Annotated in this window: 17 protein-coding genes; 13 read left to right on the top strand and 4 right to left on the bottom strand. The window is 45.0% G+C overall.

Features of this window, described 5'->3' with window-relative positions; genetic code table 11:
* Positions 1-18 precede the first annotated feature (18 nt).
* Complete coding sequence (locus QUB64_RS18200) at positions 19-189, top strand: hypothetical protein (RefSeq protein WP_333325570.1); 171 nt, start codon at positions 19-21, stop codon at positions 187-189.
* Here the strand turns inward: QUB64_RS18200 and QUB64_RS18195 are convergent.
* Complete coding sequence (locus QUB64_RS18195) at positions 186-1,046, bottom strand: glycoside hydrolase family protein (protein ID WP_333273485.1); 861 nt, start codon at positions 1,044-1,046, stop codon at positions 186-188. The genes QUB64_RS18200 and QUB64_RS18195 overlap by 4 nt on opposite strands.
* 610 nt (positions 1,047-1,656) lie before the next feature.
* Between QUB64_RS18195 and QUB64_RS18190 the strand changes: the two genes are divergently transcribed.
* The 3 genes from QUB64_RS18190 (at position 1,657) to QUB64_RS18180 (ending at position 4,294) form a co-directional block, all read left to right on the top strand.
* Entirely contained in the window at positions 1,657-3,300 is a 1,644-nt protein-coding gene (locus tag QUB64_RS18190) for a trypsin-like peptidase domain-containing protein (RefSeq protein ID WP_333273487.1), read from the top strand.
* Entirely contained in the window at positions 3,257-3,610 is a 354-nt protein-coding gene (locus tag QUB64_RS18185) for a WD40 repeat domain-containing protein (RefSeq protein WP_333273491.1), read from the top strand. Before QUB64_RS18190 ends, QUB64_RS18185 begins: the two co-directional genes overlap by 44 nt.
* Positions 3,611-4,036: 426 nt before the next feature.
* Positions 4,037-4,294 carry a hypothetical protein gene (locus QUB64_RS18180; RefSeq protein ID WP_333273493.1) on the top strand — a complete coding sequence of 86 codons (258 nt, stop codon included), beginning with the start codon at positions 4,037-4,039 and terminating at the stop codon, positions 4,292-4,294.
* A gap of 135 nt (positions 4,295-4,429) precedes the next feature.
* Here the strand turns inward: QUB64_RS18180 and QUB64_RS18175 are convergent, their stop codons facing one another.
* Positions 4,430-4,729, bottom strand: coding sequence for a DUF3616 domain-containing protein (locus tag QUB64_RS18175; RefSeq protein WP_333273525.1), 300 nt, complete (start codon positions 4,727-4,729; stop codon positions 4,430-4,432).
* A 22-nt stretch (positions 4,730-4,751) separates the two neighbouring features.
* Positions 4,752-5,324: a DUF3616 domain-containing protein gene (locus QUB64_RS18170; RefSeq protein WP_333273496.1), complete on the bottom strand. Its 573-nt coding sequence runs from the start codon at positions 5,322-5,324 to the stop codon at positions 4,752-4,754.
* A gap of 21 nt (positions 5,325-5,345) precedes the next feature.
* Between QUB64_RS18170 and QUB64_RS33000 the strand changes: the two genes are divergently transcribed.
* From QUB64_RS33000 to QUB64_RS18155, 4 genes are all read left to right on the top strand, one after another.
* Positions 5,346-5,513: a peptidoglycan-binding domain-containing protein gene (locus QUB64_RS33000; protein ID WP_369124808.1), complete on the top strand. Its 168-nt coding sequence runs from the start codon at positions 5,346-5,348 to the stop codon at positions 5,511-5,513.
* Complete coding sequence (locus tag QUB64_RS18165) at positions 5,476-5,751, top strand: peptidoglycan-binding domain-containing protein (RefSeq protein ID WP_333273499.1); 276 nt, start codon at positions 5,476-5,478, stop codon at positions 5,749-5,751. Before QUB64_RS33000 ends, QUB64_RS18165 begins: the two co-directional genes overlap by 38 nt.
* Positions 5,752-5,762: 11 nt before the next feature.
* A complete protein-coding gene (locus QUB64_RS18160; protein ID WP_333273502.1) occupies positions 5,763-6,221 on the top strand; it encodes a Uma2 family endonuclease in 459 nt (152 codons plus the stop codon).
* A 769-nt stretch (positions 6,222-6,990) separates the two neighbouring features.
* Positions 6,991-8,391 (top strand): tyrosine-type recombinase/integrase, encoded by a 1,401-nt coding sequence (locus tag QUB64_RS18155; protein WP_333273505.1) that lies wholly within the window; start codon positions 6,991-6,993, stop codon positions 8,389-8,391.
* Between the two features lie 787 nt (positions 8,392-9,178).
* Here QUB64_RS18155 and QUB64_RS18150 read toward each other — a convergent pair.
* A complete protein-coding gene (locus QUB64_RS18150) occupies positions 9,179-9,418 on the bottom strand; it encodes a hypothetical protein (protein ID WP_333325677.1) in 240 nt (79 codons plus the stop codon).
* A 456-nt stretch (positions 9,419-9,874) separates the two neighbouring features.
* On the opposite strand from QUB64_RS18150, the gene QUB64_RS18145 reads away from it, so the two are divergent.
* From QUB64_RS18145 to QUB64_RS18125, 5 genes are all read left to right on the top strand, one after another.
* Positions 9,875-10,660, top strand: coding sequence for a hypothetical protein (locus QUB64_RS18145; RefSeq protein WP_333273508.1), 786 nt, complete (start codon positions 9,875-9,877; stop codon positions 10,658-10,660).
* A gap of 269 nt (positions 10,661-10,929) precedes the next feature.
* On the top strand, positions 10,930-13,053 hold the full coding sequence (locus tag QUB64_RS32995; RefSeq protein ID WP_442921671.1) for an ATP-binding cassette domain-containing protein: 2,124 nt from the start codon (positions 10,930-10,932) through the stop codon (positions 13,051-13,053).
* Between the two features lie 80 nt (positions 13,054-13,133).
* Positions 13,134-13,934 carry an ABC transporter permease gene (locus QUB64_RS18135; protein WP_333273510.1) on the top strand — a complete coding sequence of 267 codons (801 nt, stop codon included), beginning with the start codon at positions 13,134-13,136 and terminating at the stop codon, positions 13,932-13,934.
* Between the two features lie 183 nt (positions 13,935-14,117).
* Entirely contained in the window at positions 14,118-15,023 is a 906-nt protein-coding gene (locus tag QUB64_RS18130) for an Rpn family recombination-promoting nuclease/putative transposase (RefSeq protein WP_333273513.1), read from the top strand.
* Between the two features lie 44 nt (positions 15,024-15,067).
* Positions 15,068-16,491, top strand: a 1,424-nt coding sequence (locus QUB64_RS18125; protein ID WP_333394157.1) for a GldG family protein, incomplete at its 3' end; no start/stop codon positions are given.

The following is a 16,491-nucleotide window of genomic DNA, read 5'->3' as shown; positions in this document are numbered from 1 at the left end:
TTATTTGTTGAGTAAGTTGTGCAATTGAATCTGTTTTGTGTTGCAACTAGCCATCAAGTACCTGTTGCAAAAACTTTGTTGGAGAGCCTGCGCTCTTTGGACGTGGACTTGGCAGAATTAGGTAAAACCAGCCGTACAGCCTTAGTCAATTTGCATCAAAGTTCTAGGTGCAGCACTCAAGCAGGTTAAGTTGTTAATCCCAGTGATTGAAGAGTTTCATCACCAACAATCCCATCCTCAGTCAGTTTTTTTTGCTTTTGAAACTCTCTGACAGCTCGATCCGTTCCCTTTCCAAAGATGCCATCAGCTCCATCAGCTCCGACATCAAAACCTGCATCAATCAAAGCTTGTTGCACTTGTCGCACATCCTCACCTTGGATTATTGGCTCGGTAAGTTTGAGAACCCGAACTTCAGGCATTCCTGAAAACAGAGCTTGCTCGGCCAAGCGCCTGCGTGTCAGCCCTGGCCAGGGTTCACCATTGACTTTATTCCACACAGGAAACTGATTGGCTGCTCCTTGATAATCTCCGTCGTTCAACAGCTTCAGAAGAGTTGAACCTCCAAAACCTTCTGTTCCTGGGCCGACGTTGAAGCAGAAACAAACCAGCGCAGAAAACTGATTGTCATTAAGCTGAACTTCAACGGCATCCTCAACATAGGATTCAAATTTTTCTAAATCTCCGATCAGCAAGTCTTCTGCTTCCGTTTGGCTAATGGTCATTTCTGGAAACACATCATCGCCAGTGTGTCCGTAACCAATTGTCCAAACTCCACCGCCATCATCATAAGCAGTCAGCTCGCATCCTTCAAACGCAGTCAGAAGCTTAAAGCCTTCTTGATTTATGTGCTTTGAACCTTTGCGTTCTGCCACATCAGGCGGTTGTTTGTCGGCAGGATGAATATGATATGTTTTAGCCACGCTGAACTTTAAAGCATCGATTAATGCTTTTATTTGCCCGTTAGTCTCCGTGACTTTAATAGCTAGGTCGTCTTTGATTTCGTATACGCGACCATCGCCGAAGATTTCAAGCGATCTTTTTGACATTCTAGTTTGTCCTTTTTTAAAGGTTGATTTGGTCAACAGATGCATCCTGAATATGAGCTAGCGCCGAGTAGGAGCCAGCCTCTCGCAACCAATGGGAAAGATTGTGTTAGTTGATATTGTTTCGGAATTGGTTGCGACAAGTAATTTTCACCATTACGCCTGTTGCTGGACAGCTTCAGAAATTTTCTCTAAACCTTTACAAAAATTCATTGATATTTTTTCGTAATTGGTTGCGACAAGTGATTTATACCCTTACGCCTGTTGCAGGATAGCTTCAGAAATTTTCTCTAAACCTTTACAAAAATTCATTCTTTAAATGGAGGACAAACTCATTAGCTCGGTTTGATACTAATTCAAGTATTGCGAGAATAAAAATGCCATTATAAGTTCGTAGTGAGGACTGAGCGTCCTCCTGCTTGTTAGTCCTGGACGCACGGGTGGACAGAAACCGGGTTTGATGGACGAAAATCTTTCTTGTTACCCGTAGATTAGGTAAAAAACCCGGTTTCGAGGAGTCCCAAATGCGTCAGTCCTGTTTGTGTGACAATATGCCACAAACCGGAAAACTTATCCGTCCGTTGATAGGTGGGTATGTTAAATTGACACAATAATGAACTACAGCAGAACAATTCCGGCTATTTTGAGTGCTACGATCGCCCTAAGCTCGATCGCACTTATTCCACTCACATCACCTGAAATCGCCCTAGGATTAACCGCCGACGCAGTTAAAACCGTCGCCAAAGAAATCACCGTGCGCATCCAGGGCACAAAAGGCGGTTCAGGAGTAATTTTAGAGAAACAAGGCAGCACATACTATATACTCACAAACTGGCACGTTGTCGATAAAGCTGGCGATTACGAAGTTGTAACTCCCGACGGCAAAGCTCACTCTGTATCATACAGTCTAATCCGGCGAATGCCCGGTGCGGATTTAGCGATCGTCCCCATCAGCAGCCCTCAAAGCTACCGTCTCGCTGAATTAGCCAATTCTGCGGCAACTCCCGGAAAAAAGGCTTATGTGGCTGGTTGGCCGATATCCGGCGGTTCCCTGCAACAACCGATTTTCATAGCTACGGAAGGTCAACTTACCGGCCGCCAAACTCCCTGGAACGGTTATACTTTGGTATACAATAACTTAGTGAGAGCTGGCATGAGCGGCGGCCCAGTGCTCGATGACGCGGGGCGAGTTGTGGCAATTAACGGTATTGTCAGGTTAGAAGAGAATTCGGATAAAATCGTGGCGGCGGGGATAGAAATCAATACTTTCATGAAATGGCGATCGACTGTTTCGCTACCTGCACTACCCCAATCTCCAACAGCCGGAAACCCAAAAACTCCGGCGAACAATGCGCCACGGAACCCTGCAAGTGCGATCGCCTTTGCTGCGACAAATACCCTCAAAGGGCCTTCGGAAGTTGTCAGTTCCCTTGCCCTTGCTTCCGCTTATTTTACCACAGGAAACAGCAACGGCACAATCTCTGTTTGGAATTTTCCCAGCGGGCCATTAAAAACTACCTTGCAAGGACACGCGGAAGCGGTAAATGCACTGGCATCGAATGCGGACGGAAACGTGTTAGCTAGCGGCAGCGACGACAAAACTGTAAAAATTTGGAATTTAGAAACTGGCGCGGTTGTACGCACTTTGAGCGGGCATTCCGGTGCTGTTTCGAGCGTTGCCGTCAGTCCCGACGCTCAGTTTGTCGCGAGTGGCAGTTGGGATAAAACGATTAAGATTTGGAATGCGAAAACAGGGGAATTGCTGCGGACTTTAACCGGGCATTCTGGGCTGATAAATGCTGTTGCAATCAGTCCCGATAGCCAAACTTTGGCTAGCGGTAGCAAAGATGGTTCAATTAGGTTGTGGAATTTAGCTAACGGTCAAGCAATTCAGACGATTGGCGGCAAAAACTTGTCTGTTTTGTCCCTAGCTTTTACTCCCGATGGCAAAACTTTGGCCGCCGGAAACAGCAACGGTACTGTTGGGTTATGGAATACCGGAAACGGGCAGTTAATTCGGCGCTTGAGCGGGCATACTGACGGAGTTTGGTCTGTGGCAATCAGTCGGGATGGGAGTATGCTGGTTACTGGGAGTTGGGATAAGAGTGTGAAACTGTGGGATTTGCGATCGGGCCAATTGAGGGGTAATTTGAGCGGTCATTCTGGCTACGTTACTGCTGTGGGAATTAGCGCTGATGCTAAGACTATTGTGAGTGCGGGTTGGTTGGGGGAAATTAAGATTTGGAAAAGGAGTTAAGATTTTTTTAAATGAACCGCAGAGGGCGCAGAGGGCGCAGAGTGAGAGATGCAGGAGAGAGGTTTGCGATCGATGTTTAAGCGGACATACTGACGGAGTTTGGTCTGTGGCAATCAGTCGGGATGGCAGTATACTGGTTACTGGGAGTTGGGATAAGAGTGTGAAACTGTGGGATTTGCGATCGGGCCAATTGAGGGGTAATTTGAGCGGTCATTCTGGCTACGTTACTGCTGTGGGAATTAGCGCTGATGCTAAGACTATTGTGAGTGCGGGTTGGTTGGGGGAAATTAAGATTTGGAAAAGGAGTTAAGATTTTTTTAAATGAACCGCAGAGGGCGCAGAGGGCGCAGAGTGAGAGATGCAGGAGAGAGGTTTGCGATCGATGTTTAAGCGGGAAACGGCACTGCCGTGTCCTCTATCTCTGCTGAAAAATACTGTAAGATAAAATTGTTGCGTAAGGTCAGCGTTAATTTCCTATAACTCGATGGATGCGCAGCAAGTAAAAATTTTGATTGTTGATGACCATCGCCTGCTTCTCAATGGAACGATTAGTCTGGGAAAGCGATCGCTTTCCTAGTACACAAATCCGCTCAGCCCAAACAGTCCAGGAAGCTCTAACGCCAGTGAGAAAGTATTTGCCTATTGCTCTACTTCAAAACCATTCAAGTCAAAGTGCGAAATTTCGCCCCCCCTCGATCGACCCACCCTCACCCTAGAGATGAAGCGGGATTTGTGTTTGTGGTTAGAGGAATCTCTATGCAATGTGGGGAAACACGCTCAGGGAACGACTCGAATTGTGGTGACGGGACAACATCTCGATCGGCAATATATCCTGAAAGTGCAGGACAATGGCGCTGGAATGAAACCTGGAGAGGGAGAGAGAACCAAGCACTGTAACCTTTTGGCCACAAGATTGGGCGGACTGTTTCGGCGAGAATCTTTGCCCAAGGGAGGGGTGATTTGCGAACTCTCTTGGGTAGTGGAGTCGGTGTAATTCTGCTACTAACGGTGAAGTTGTACCGCGCAACTCACCGAGGATTGTTGCACTACCAACAGCTACAGCGCTTTTGCAGGACTACCATCCCTCTTTCATCCGCAAATACTCTGCTCGCAGCTACATACAACGGAATCATTTCTCAATTCTTAATCGAGTTGGAGCGCCATTCTTTAGGTGATCGTAGATAATCAGGACTTCATAGTCTGAAGGACTCTCTTCCAACATTACTAAACCTTCTGCTTTCCCGTCCTTGGGGGTGGGAATTTCGCCCAAATGCTCCATCTGACCAATTCTCCCTGATTTATCAGACTGGCAATCCTTGCCGTCCCAAAAATAAACTTGGTATGAATCCGAACTATCCTCACGTGGTCCAGCCAGGATTAGAAAGCCTTTTTCAACACGAGTGATGTCACGGACACCTAGTCCACCCAGTTACACGTAAACCAACTTCGCCTCAGCGATCGGGTTTGCAAATCGACACTTCAATACTTGGTACCCAGTTTCCTGGCAGTACAGGACTGCGGAAGCCGATATACAATTGTTCCTTGCGGACAGCAATCCCTTCAATATCAACGCCGTTCTTTTGACTTGGAATGTGGCTATAGTCTTTCAAGACTTCTTGGCTATCGAGGAAGTCTCGCAGGCTAGTTTCCTCCAATGCCTGCTTTTTACCGTAGTCGTCCAGGGAAAAGCGAAACAAGCGATCGCGATCTGGGTCTATTTTCGCTTCCTTGTTGTTCTTGTTGCTTTTGCATGAGTGAGAACCCACAACATAAACTGTGTTACCCTCACAGGCAATTCCCTCAATGTCGATCTCAACAGCATACTTGTTCAGGGCGATCTCGTTTATGACCTGATAATCCTCACCGTCACGCCCCAAGATTTGCACTTGGTTTCCCTCGTCTGAGCCGATCGCCAGGAATTTCTTGCTGACATTGATGACGCTGACATCGATGGCGCTGATATCTTGATTGTGAAGAATCTTTCCAATAAAATTGACGGTTCCCAATTGTGATATTGATGGCATATTATTCCCTTAATATTAAAGGTGGCTCAAAGTCGTCGATTCAATCATTTCTACGGTTCTGTACTTACCGTTGATGGTAACTTTGGCTCCCAAACTGAAGACTTAGTTAAGCGATTCCAAGCAGCTTGCAGCCTAACGGTTAATAGCATAGTTGGCGAGCGAGACGTGGCTCGATCTAGAACAAGTTAAATATAACACCGGAAAAACTCACCCTACTTTACGCAGTGGCGAGCGAGGCGATGAGGTCAAATATTTACAAGTGCGGCTAAATGGGTACTATGGAGATCAACTTGTTGTCAATGGCAGCTTTGGCTCCAAAACTGAAGCTCTGGTACGGCAATTCCCAGCAGATCGCAAGCTAACGGTTGATGGGCTCGTCGGGTCAAATACTTGGAGTTTCCTAGAGCAACCTAACTATGATGTTTAGGATTTTATCGTTTGATTAAATTGAGAATTGAACGGGCGATCGAAATTGGAGAAAGATCGCAATTAGCACCTCAAGGAAGTGCGATCGCCTGTCTTGACCTTACCCCACAGCCAGATTTAGTCATCGAAGTTGCCGACTCAACCTTATCCGACATCGGCGAAAAACGGTTGCTTTACGAAGAACTAAAAGTCGCTGAATACTGGGTGATAGACGTAAAAAAACAGAAATCCTTGCCTTTGCCATCATCGCCGATAATGGCAGCCGGCGACTCGTACAATCCGAAGTTTTGCCAGGACTACCTATTGCTTTGCTTTGTTAGAAGCCCTGGGCCGAAGTCGGACTCAAGACCAAGCCCAGGTAGGTGCTTGGTTGTTAACTCAATTTCAGCAACAATAATCCCTGCTTTTTTCCTCATCTCTTCCTTCGCGCCCTTTGCGCCTTTGCGGTTCGTTCAAAAGTCTTATTCATAAAAGCGTCAATTTGTCAATCCCCACTTGACACTTGCTTAACAATCCGCAACAAAAATATATTTTGACACACTTGTATAAAAAACAATTAACTACGTGACACAACCCCCAACAACGCAATATAAAGGGTTTCAAGCTGAATTTGATAAATTGATATACGTCGCCAAGATTCTCAAAATGATAATACCACGCAAACGACCTAAATTCGTAAAATAAATGAGAATGAAATCAATAAAAAAGCGAACACAACAGCCATAAAAATAGTGATTGTTTGAAAAATTAAAACTGAAGTGACAAAAGTATTATTTAAACCTATAAATTAGCAAAAGCAATCTCAGCCTTAGCCGAAGTCAGACAACAGCAGCCGAAAACTCGCCACCAGTTTCTATCGTACGATCGACACTTATGATAGATTTGGTTCTTGCCGGACTACACTGGAAGACAAAATCAAATTAGAATTTGCGCCAAAAATTCGATCGACCCGCACTGCTAGCGGGACTGTGCATTTTGTGGAACAGCCGTCGGGCCGGTCTTAGCGGAACAGGCTTTGGCAGAATCAATCTCAAATCTCAAACCTAAAATCGACTGACTTCTGACAAATGATTGAAGTAGAACACTTAAGCCGGTTTAGCAACTATTCTGTTATACTGATTTTCTGGTTTATCCCCTTAAATAAGGGGTTAAATCCAGAAATGTATTTCTAGCTAATCTCCTCAATAGTCTAGAACTTTCCTAGAATGCTGTTACCCTTACCGAACATTGAAAACAGAATATGCAAGCTAAAACTACAACCCCTAAGCCCCTAGTCTCTGTCTACGCTGAGAAGGGCGTCTTAGCCTTCCGATTCAGCAGCAAGTACAATCCGCTGTTTGAAATCTTGGACGGCAAGGCCCCAACTAAGCAACGGACTATGGGACTAGGTTTAAGGGAGTCACCTGAGAATTGGAAGTTAGCCCAGTCAGCAGCGCTGCGTATAGAGCGTGATTTGTCAGACTCTGAAAACTGGCAAATACTATTTGACCCTACGTTTGTTAAGTACGGCTTAGCGGTCAAGTACACATCAGCGGCGTTGAAGCTGGCAGCTCCGCCTATCGTAGAGCCTGAGATAACGGTAGGTACAATGTGGGAGGATTACCTAATTTGGAAACAACCACAACTGCAACCAACTACGTTTCAGTTTAAGTTTAACAGTACCTTTACTAACGCGCTTAAAGGGTTAGTTTGGGATGGCAAAACTAAGTCATTTACAGGTTCCCAAAACAGTGTATGGGATTTACCGCTATGCCCTAGTGTTACTGACTTGATATTGGCTCACAAAATGAGCGCTGACAGCAAAAGCAACTTATTTTCTTCTTTGTCAGAAGCCTTCACGCGCCTACAGTCACAGGGTAAAACTAAGCTAGCGGTAAATCCCTTTGCAATCGTTAGTACCATTGCTGAAAACAAAACTGATAAATACAAATCGGTAGTCGATACAGAGGGATCGGTTAATTACCGATGGTGGGATAAGGAAGATACAGAAAAGAATCTAGCCGAACGCGATAGACGTGCATTTACAAAAGATGAACGGGACATCATCATCAAAGCGTTTTATGAGTCTACACGACACGGCGATCGAAAAGCTGCACCTTTAATCGAATTTCTGTTTTTAACAGGTTGTCGTCCCGGTGAAGCTTTTGCGCTTGAATGGAAAGACCTATTTATGGGAAAAGATGGAGACTATATCCGATTTAGCAAGTCCTATAACGGACAAATTAAAAATGTCCAAGTCACCAAAACAGGTGATATACGCATCTTCAAAATGTACCCCAAGCTACGCGAGCTATTGCTACGTATCAAACCTGCTACTGCACAACCTAACGATTTAGTTTTTACTAATACCCGTGGGGACGCATACAACTCTGGCTGTATCGGTATTGTATGGAATGGTAAACCTGAGACTGACAAAAACGGAATAAGAAACGAAAATCCCGGCGTTGTTAGTCGTTTAGTAGCATCTACCTTAATTTCCCGCTACCTCTCTCCCTACCATGCACGTCATACATTCATTACCTTAATGGCACAGGCTGGTACTGACTTATTCCTGCTAGCTACGGCGTGCGGTAACAGTGTAGAAGTTATCCAACGACACTACCTAGGCGTTAACGAAAACGCACAGTTCCCTGACATCTAACCCTACCAGTACATAAACCAAACAAAAAATAAACCCCCTAGGTTAAATTAGGGGGTTTTTTATTGACTATTTTACAACCTTTGTCTGTTACCTGACACTTACCTTTGCTTCACTCACACTATGTGCATACCTCGACTGAAGATTAATTTTGTTCCGACCGCGAGTGAACGGGATTTAAGCAGCCATCATGTTCTACTTTACCGAGAATACAGATATGATTTACCATTTACCCCCTTAAATAGGGGGATAAATCGTAAATATATTACAGCTACTAATCAAAATTAAATCCCCCGCTATATTTAAATAGATAAGTTTTATTAATGAAGTGAGTCGCTATCCTTTCCCTTCATTTTTTTGTAATTTACATATCACTCATGCTCTTAATCGCTACAGAAACAGCCATTTTTGCCTCCTTTAAGACTTGAAAGTTACAAAACCCGGGGGGGAATTATTTTTCTTTACTACCTCTTTCTACCCACTATTTTTGTACCTCTCTGTTCATGTTTTTTATCTAGTTAGTTAGTTCTAATGCAATATTTCCGTTACATTAATTTACAATTACTCTAATTTTAATATTAATAAAACTTATCTATTCTACCCCCTATACTCGTAAATGTTTACAAATCTTACATATGTACATCACTTAAATAACACTGTTTAATGTTGACAACGATGTTACCAACCTATAAAGTTCTGTAAATTTGTACTACTTAAATCCGCTTTATTTACCCACAAAAAAGTAGACCAACTGAGATTGACCTACTTTGATTTACGGTTTAATAGTGCTTTAGCCGTTACAGTAAACAAAACGGATAATAGCACCTTGTGGTTTCAAATGTTGGTTGTGTTCGTCTAGTTTAATTTTCCACCATCTCCGACGGCATCTATCAATTATGCTATCGCCATCCTTAAGCGCTTCTAGCTTATAAGCAGGGACGTACTTATTCTTTGTCAGGTAATGAGATGTTACTATGTGTTCCCAATAATGGGGCATAGAGACGGGTGTATTTTCGTAATTCACAGTCATTCTGCCACTTCCTTGTTCAGAATACTTTGCGCTTAAATCGCTGGCTGTTTTCAGTATAGGTCAAAATAATTCTAAACCATATAGGTCTACAAAAATAGTATAGCGTTAAAATGGACTAAAACAACATATTCCAAAATATGTTAGGATAGGGTGTAAATAGTAAATTAAAAACCCTCCTATTCAACTTTTTTGTACCTTTTAGTCTAATTAAGTAAGCTATAATAAATAAACCATATTAGCGACTTACGCTACAAACAAAGGTTATATAACGAACTTTTATTTTTTCTGTACCACTACCCGTAAAAAAACTTTACAGTCGCACCTGTTGACAAGTGGCTGCAAACCTGCAATGGTAAGTAGTTAAGGAAGATTGATGCGCGGTAGCGAGGCTTCTCACAGCCCAACTAACCACGGCTTCCCCAAAAGTTGCCACACAACGATTGGAACAGAATAATTATGACAGATTTACCGTTATCAAGTGATTTGCGATCGCAAATCGTAACGTCGGCACGACAAAATCGGACAGAATACGAGTTATGGCATCCCCTTCCGTTTTACAAAAAGCTTGCCCAAAAGTTAGGCATAGATTCCTATGCAAAATGTTTCGGTCACTTAACTATAACGGAAACATGGAAACGTCTAGTGCATTATGAGGGTGAGTTTCCTCCTCCTGAATCGATAGAGCGAACAGAGCGAAAAACGCAGTTACCGAATGAGAGTCCACATATCGCTCTTAAGAAAGCGATTGTAATGGAGGAATACTTAGGGAATAGCGACAAAGCGCAAATAAACATGGTAACTGACATCACCCCACCAAGTATTTTGCAGCTACCGATATTGCCTCTTTCTTCACCACAATTTTTACCCGCTCTTCGTGGTTTGTTCTTTGTGATGGCAAGCAAAACAGAACCAAAAGTTATTTATGTAGGCAAATCTCAAAACTTAAAAGTTTCTTGGGAACCTGTTTATACACGCATATCTATCGCTAAGTGTCCAATTGCAGGACACAGAAGACGAGAGGTAACTACCTTGACAAACTTAGGACTTGACTCGTATATTAGGTGGATACTTTTACCCGGCGGTAACGAACCTTCTGTGTGGCAAGAAGACACTGACAGTAGCCAACTTTCTTTGTGTCAAGCTCACGCCAACAAAGCGCTTAGTCCCTTCTTTTTGGGTAGGGAAATAGAAGGTGAAACTACTTTAGATTGGGGGGGTTTACCAGTGTCGAGACATCGGTAAGATAATCGCAAATAAATATGCTAATGAGTCCTTTGGGTAGGGGGGCTCATTTTTATGTTTTAATTCCTTATTTAAGGGGTTAAAATGGGTGAGTAATAAAATACAAGATCCTAAGCTAGCTCTAGAATAATGCTAGATGAGATTGCTTGTGTAGCGGTAGCAGTTAAGGGACACTGGTAAGTGGCAGCAAGGTCTGAAAGTACCTAAATTGGTTGATTTACTGGACAATTCCTAGAAAATAGCCCCCCATCGGCTGAAACCCTTGACAAATGATTGAAGTAGAACATTTAAGCAAAACTTACGGTTCGACCGCAGCGATCGCGGACGTGTCTTTTTCGGTCGAATCAGGAGAAATTCTCGGGTTTTTGGGGCCAAACGGCGCCGGTAAAACCACAACCATGCGGATTTTGTCGGGATATTTGCCCGCATCCAGCGGTACCGCCCGCATCGCTGGCCTCGATGTTCACGAAAACTCGATGGCTGTCAGACAGCGCATCGGCTATCTACCGGAAAACCCGCCGCTTTATCCAGAAATGAGCGTGGAAGGGTTTCTGTTTTTTGTGGCGCGGATTAAGCAAGTACCTGCGGGCGATCGCGCGCGACGAGTTACTTCCGCGATCGAACGCTGCGGCCTGATTGAAAAACGCAAAGTTTTAATCCGCAAACTTTCCAAAGGATTCAAGCAACGAGTTGGTATCGCGCAGGCGATCGTCCACGACCCGCCCGTGATTATTTTAGACGAACCAACAGTCGGCCTAGACCCTCGGCAAATCATCGAAGTTCGCAATTTAATCAAAAGCCTCGGCGACCAACACACAATCATCCTTTCGACCCACATTCTGCCGGAAGTCAGCATGACTTGCAACCGCGTCACCATCATCAATCGCGGTCAAATCGTCGCAGCAGGTACTCCCGAACATTTGATGGGAGAGTTGGCCACCGGGGAAGGTTACGAAGTCGAAGTTGAAGGTGAGGCGGATTTGCTGAACAGTCTGCTGTTGCCTTCTTTGGAAAATGTGCCGGGAGTTCGATCGGTCGAATTGATTCCCAGCCAGCAATTTTTAACCAGTCGCTACCGCCTGCGGGCATTGTGCGAATCGGACATAGAACCCGGACGAGACATCGCCACAGCTATTATCGCCTCAGGATTCGGACTCTGCGAAATGCGCCGCAATCGGGCTAGTCTGGAAGATGTGTTTTTACGGCTGACAGTGGCCCAACAGAAACCGGAAGAAAGTCTGGTTCACAGCGAACCGGAGGTCGATCGAAATCTGCAAGCAGTGGCAGAAATTCAAGATGCGCTCGCGGATGCTCATCAATCGGAATCACAACCGACAATCGCGGATGCTCATCAATCGGAATCGCCACCGATTGTGGAAAATCTGCTAGTTTCAGATAGGCAACAGTCGCTCTATGATTCAGATTCAGCATCCGAACCGATTGCAGAAACTGTAGAGTCACTCTATGATTCAGATTCAGCGTCCGAACCAGTCGTAGAAACTGTAGGGTCGATCGAGCATCACGAACCAGCATCCGAACCATTCGTAGAAACTGTAGAGTTGATCGAGCATCACGAACCAGAGTTCCAGTCTGTTGTAGAAACTGTAGAGTCGATCGAGTATCACGAACCAGAATCCCAGTCAGTCGTAGAAACTGTAGAGTCGATCGGCGATATAGAACCAGAAATGCAACCTGTTGCAGAATTTCTGCTCCTTGTCGAAAGACAAGGGTCGATCGAGCATCACGAACCAGAAATGCAACCAGTTGCGGAAATCGTAGAGTCGATCGAGCATCGTGAACCAGAAATGCAACCAGTTGTCGAAATCGTAGAGTCGATCGAGCATCGTGAACCAGAAATGCAACCAGTTGCGGAAATCGTCGAGTCGATCGAGCATCGTGAACCAGAAATGCAACCAGTTGCGGAAATCCTAGAGTCGATCGAGCATCGTGAACCGGAACCGATTGTCGAAAATCTGCTCGTTGTCGAAACCGTAGAGTCGATCGAGTATCTTGGGCCGGAATCCGAACCTGTTGCGGAAATCCTAGAGTCGATCGAGCATCGTGAACCAGAATCCGAACCTGTTGCGGAAATCCTAGAGTCGATCGAGCATCGTGAACCGGAATCCGAACCTGCTGCACAAATCATAGAGTCGATCGAGCATCGTGAACCGGAATCCGAACCTGTTGCGGAAATCATAGAGTCGATCGAGCATCGTGAACCGGAATCCGAACCTGTTGCGGAAACTGTAGAGTCGATCGAGCATTCTCCACCTCAATCGCAACCAGTTGCAAAAAATCGGCTACTCAAGAAAAAGCAACAACCGAGTAGCGATGTTCAAGCAGAACAGCCACCTGCTACCAGAAAGCGACAAATAGAAAGAAAGCCAGGATAGCAACGACAGCCAAACACCACCCGCAGGCGACTCAGAATCAACCAATTACAAATAACCAATTACCCATTCCCAGTTCCTAAATGTTAGTAATGATTAGTAATATTGTCGCAATTTACCGCAAAGAACTGCAAAGCTATTTTGCCTCGCCATTAGCATATGCCATCGCCGCAGTCTTTTGGCTGATCACAGGCTACTTTTTAATCGCCATTCTCCTCGCCCCCGACGGGTTAATTCCCCAAATCGCCCAGCGAGACCAAGCGGGAATTACCGAACCTCCCATCGACGTAGCCTACGAATTCCTGCAACTCTTCCTGCGAATCATGGGTTCCCTGTCACTGTTCGTACTACCCGCACTCTCAATGGGACTTTACGCAGAAGAACGCAAACGTGGCACCTTGGAACTTTTAGCCACATCGCCTTTAACAAACTGGGCAGTTGCTACCGGCAAACTCCTCGGCGTCTTAACATTTTATACCACAATGTTGCTGCCCCTGCTCTTCTGCGAGGCGATCGCCCTCAGTTCCTCAACCCCACCCGTACCCCCCGGCGTCCTCACGCTAGGACACGGTGGCTTAATCCTCCTAGCAGCAGCAGTATTGTCCCTCGGAATGTTTATTTCCTCCCTCACAGACAGCACAATTTTATCAGCCATCCTCACCTTCGCTCTAGTATTATTTCTGTGGGTAATCGATGCCGCCGCCGTCACTATCGGCGGCCCCTTCGGAGCAGCATTAGGACAACTTTCGCTCCTAACACATTACACCAATCTTGTCAAGGGAGTTTTTGATACCAGCAGTTTAATTATGTTGGTCAGTTACATCATTTTAGGAGTATTTCTCACCGCCCAATCCATCGACGCCTTGCGATATCAGCGTTCTTAGCGAAGGGGAAGGAAGAGGGGGAGACACGGAGAGGGTCTGATGGGGAGACACGGAGAGGAAGAGGAGCAACGAATTCCCAATGACTACTGACTACTGACTACTGACTACTGACTACTGACTACTGACTACTGACCAATGACGGCAGGACCAATGACTACTGACTACTAAAAAGTACCTCAAACAATGAGATTTGTCAATCCAAAAATCGACTTTGCGTTTAAAAAAATATTCGGTTCCACCGACAGCAAAGACATCCTAATTAATTTTTTAAACGCCATCCTTTATGAAGCACAGCCTGTCATCGAAGACTTAGAAATAATCGACTCCCAACCTGTAAATCCAACTTTGGGAATCCAAGACACACACCTAGATGTCAAAGCCACAATTAACAGCGGCAGAATCGCCCTCATTGAAATCCAACTACTTAACGTGCCTTCCTTGGAGAAAAGAGTGTTGTACAACGCTGCCAAAACCTACAGCCTACAATTAACAGGAGAAGAACGCTACGAAAGACTGAAAACAGTAATTTCCTTGAAAATTGCCGATTTTGAAATGTTTGAAAATCAGCCAGAATTTATGACTAGGTTTGTTTTCAAAGAAAAAGAGCAACAGTTAGATTTTCCCGATACAGAAATAGAATTAGTATTTGTAGAACTGCCAAAATTTAGCAAAGAATTAGCACAATTAGAAACAACCGCCGAACAATGGATTTACTTTCTAAAAAACACCAGGAATCTGGAGACCGTACCAGAAACACTCAGTGCTGTTCCCGAAATTCATAAAGCTTTGAGGATAACCAGCGAGGACAACTTCACTCAGGAAGAATTAAATGAATTGCAGAACCAAGAACTGTGGATTCAATCCCAGCAGATTGCCATAGATTTAGCAATAGACGAGGTGACAAAAACCGCTCAACTATCGTTAATATTGCGTCAAATCGTGCGGCGTTTAGGCACAATACAACCGGAAACAGAAAACAGCATTCGTCAATTAGGCGTACAGGAATTAAAAGAATTAGGAGATGCCGTGCTGGATTTCAACCATCAGTCAGATTTAACAGCGTGGTTGCAGCAGGCTAATAGGATATAGAATAACATTCTCTAACCGGAATTTGGTCACACAATATTTACGTTATGAAAATTAGCAAAACAAATTGGAAATACGTTTTTTTGCTGGGCCCCCTTCTCACCGCAGCGGGGGTAACAGCAGCACTTGTATCCGGAGTATGGGAACCGCTGACAGTCGGCTTAGTTATTGCTGGAATAGTGACGATCGCGCTTTGGCTGCTATCTTTGAGTTACGAACAAGGCTTTTGGGGGCGGCGTTCCACTCAAGCGAGTACCAACGCCTTGATTGCTACCCTCGCCGTCTTTGTGATTATCGGGGTAATTAACTTCATAGCATTTCGCTATCCCGTCCGCATCGACTTAACCGAAAGCCAACAATTTACCCTCGCCCCCCAGACTCAACAAATCCTGCGAAACCTGCAACAAACAGTCAAAGTTTGGGTATTTGACCCCATCCAAAACCCGCAAATTAAAGAATTGCTGCAAAGCTACAAACGCGAGGGAGGCGAAAAGTTCCAATTCGAGTTTGTTGACCCGCAGGCCCAACCGGGAAAAATCCGAGAATTTAACATTACCAGCATCGGAGAAGTTTACTTGCAATCCGGTGACAAAAAACAGGTGCTGCAAAAAGGTGGTACGGCTTTTGGTAGTGACCCGAATCAAGGTCTTTCTGAGATCAAACTTACCAATGGCTTAGAAGAAATTCTTAGCACTCGCGTTCCTACAGTTTACTTTTTGCAAGGGAAAGGATCCCGCCCGCTGAAAGAAGGTCAAGGCGGAATTCAGCAAGCTGAAAAAGCTCTGAAAGATAAATACTACAACACTCAAACCCTGAATTTGACCGAACGCAAAGAAGTTCCCGAAGATGCAGATGCTTTAATCGTTCCCGGTCAGGAAAAACCGTTTTCCGATACAGAAATTAAAGCATTAAAAGCTTATCTCGATCGTGGCGGCAGTTTATTTTTAATGGTAGATCCCGCAATTAATACGGGATTGGACAAATTCCTGCAAGAATGGGGCGTAAAACTAGACTCCCGTTTGGCCATCGATGCTTCGGGCACCGGTCAAAGATTTGGCCTGGGCCCCACGGTTCCGACAGTCAGGCGTTACGGCCAACATCCGATTACTCAAAGTTTTGACACCCGCATTTCTTTCTTTCCGTTTGCGCGTGCTCTCTCAACTTCGCCAGTAGTGGGGATAGAGGAAAAACCGCTGCTTTGGACGAGTCAGGAAAGTTGGGCGGAAAGCGATTTGACTACTAAGAAATTGGAGTTCGATCCGAAGACTGATCGACAAGGCCCGTTATTATTAGGTGTGGCTTTAGTGCGATCGGGATCTGACACCATTCCATTAAATCCCTCACCATCCCCGACAACATCACCATCCCCGACAACATCACCATCCCCGACAACATCACCATCCCCGACAACATCACCATCCCCGACAACATCACCATCCCCGACAACATCACCATCCCCGACAACATCACC

The organism is Microcoleus sp. Aus8_D2, from assembly GCF_036702665.1.
GTDB lineage: Bacteria > Cyanobacteriota > Cyanobacteriia > Cyanobacteriales > Microcoleaceae > Microcoleus.
Note: the sequence above shows the minus strand (reverse complement) of the source record. Positions and strands in the feature narration are given on the sequence as shown.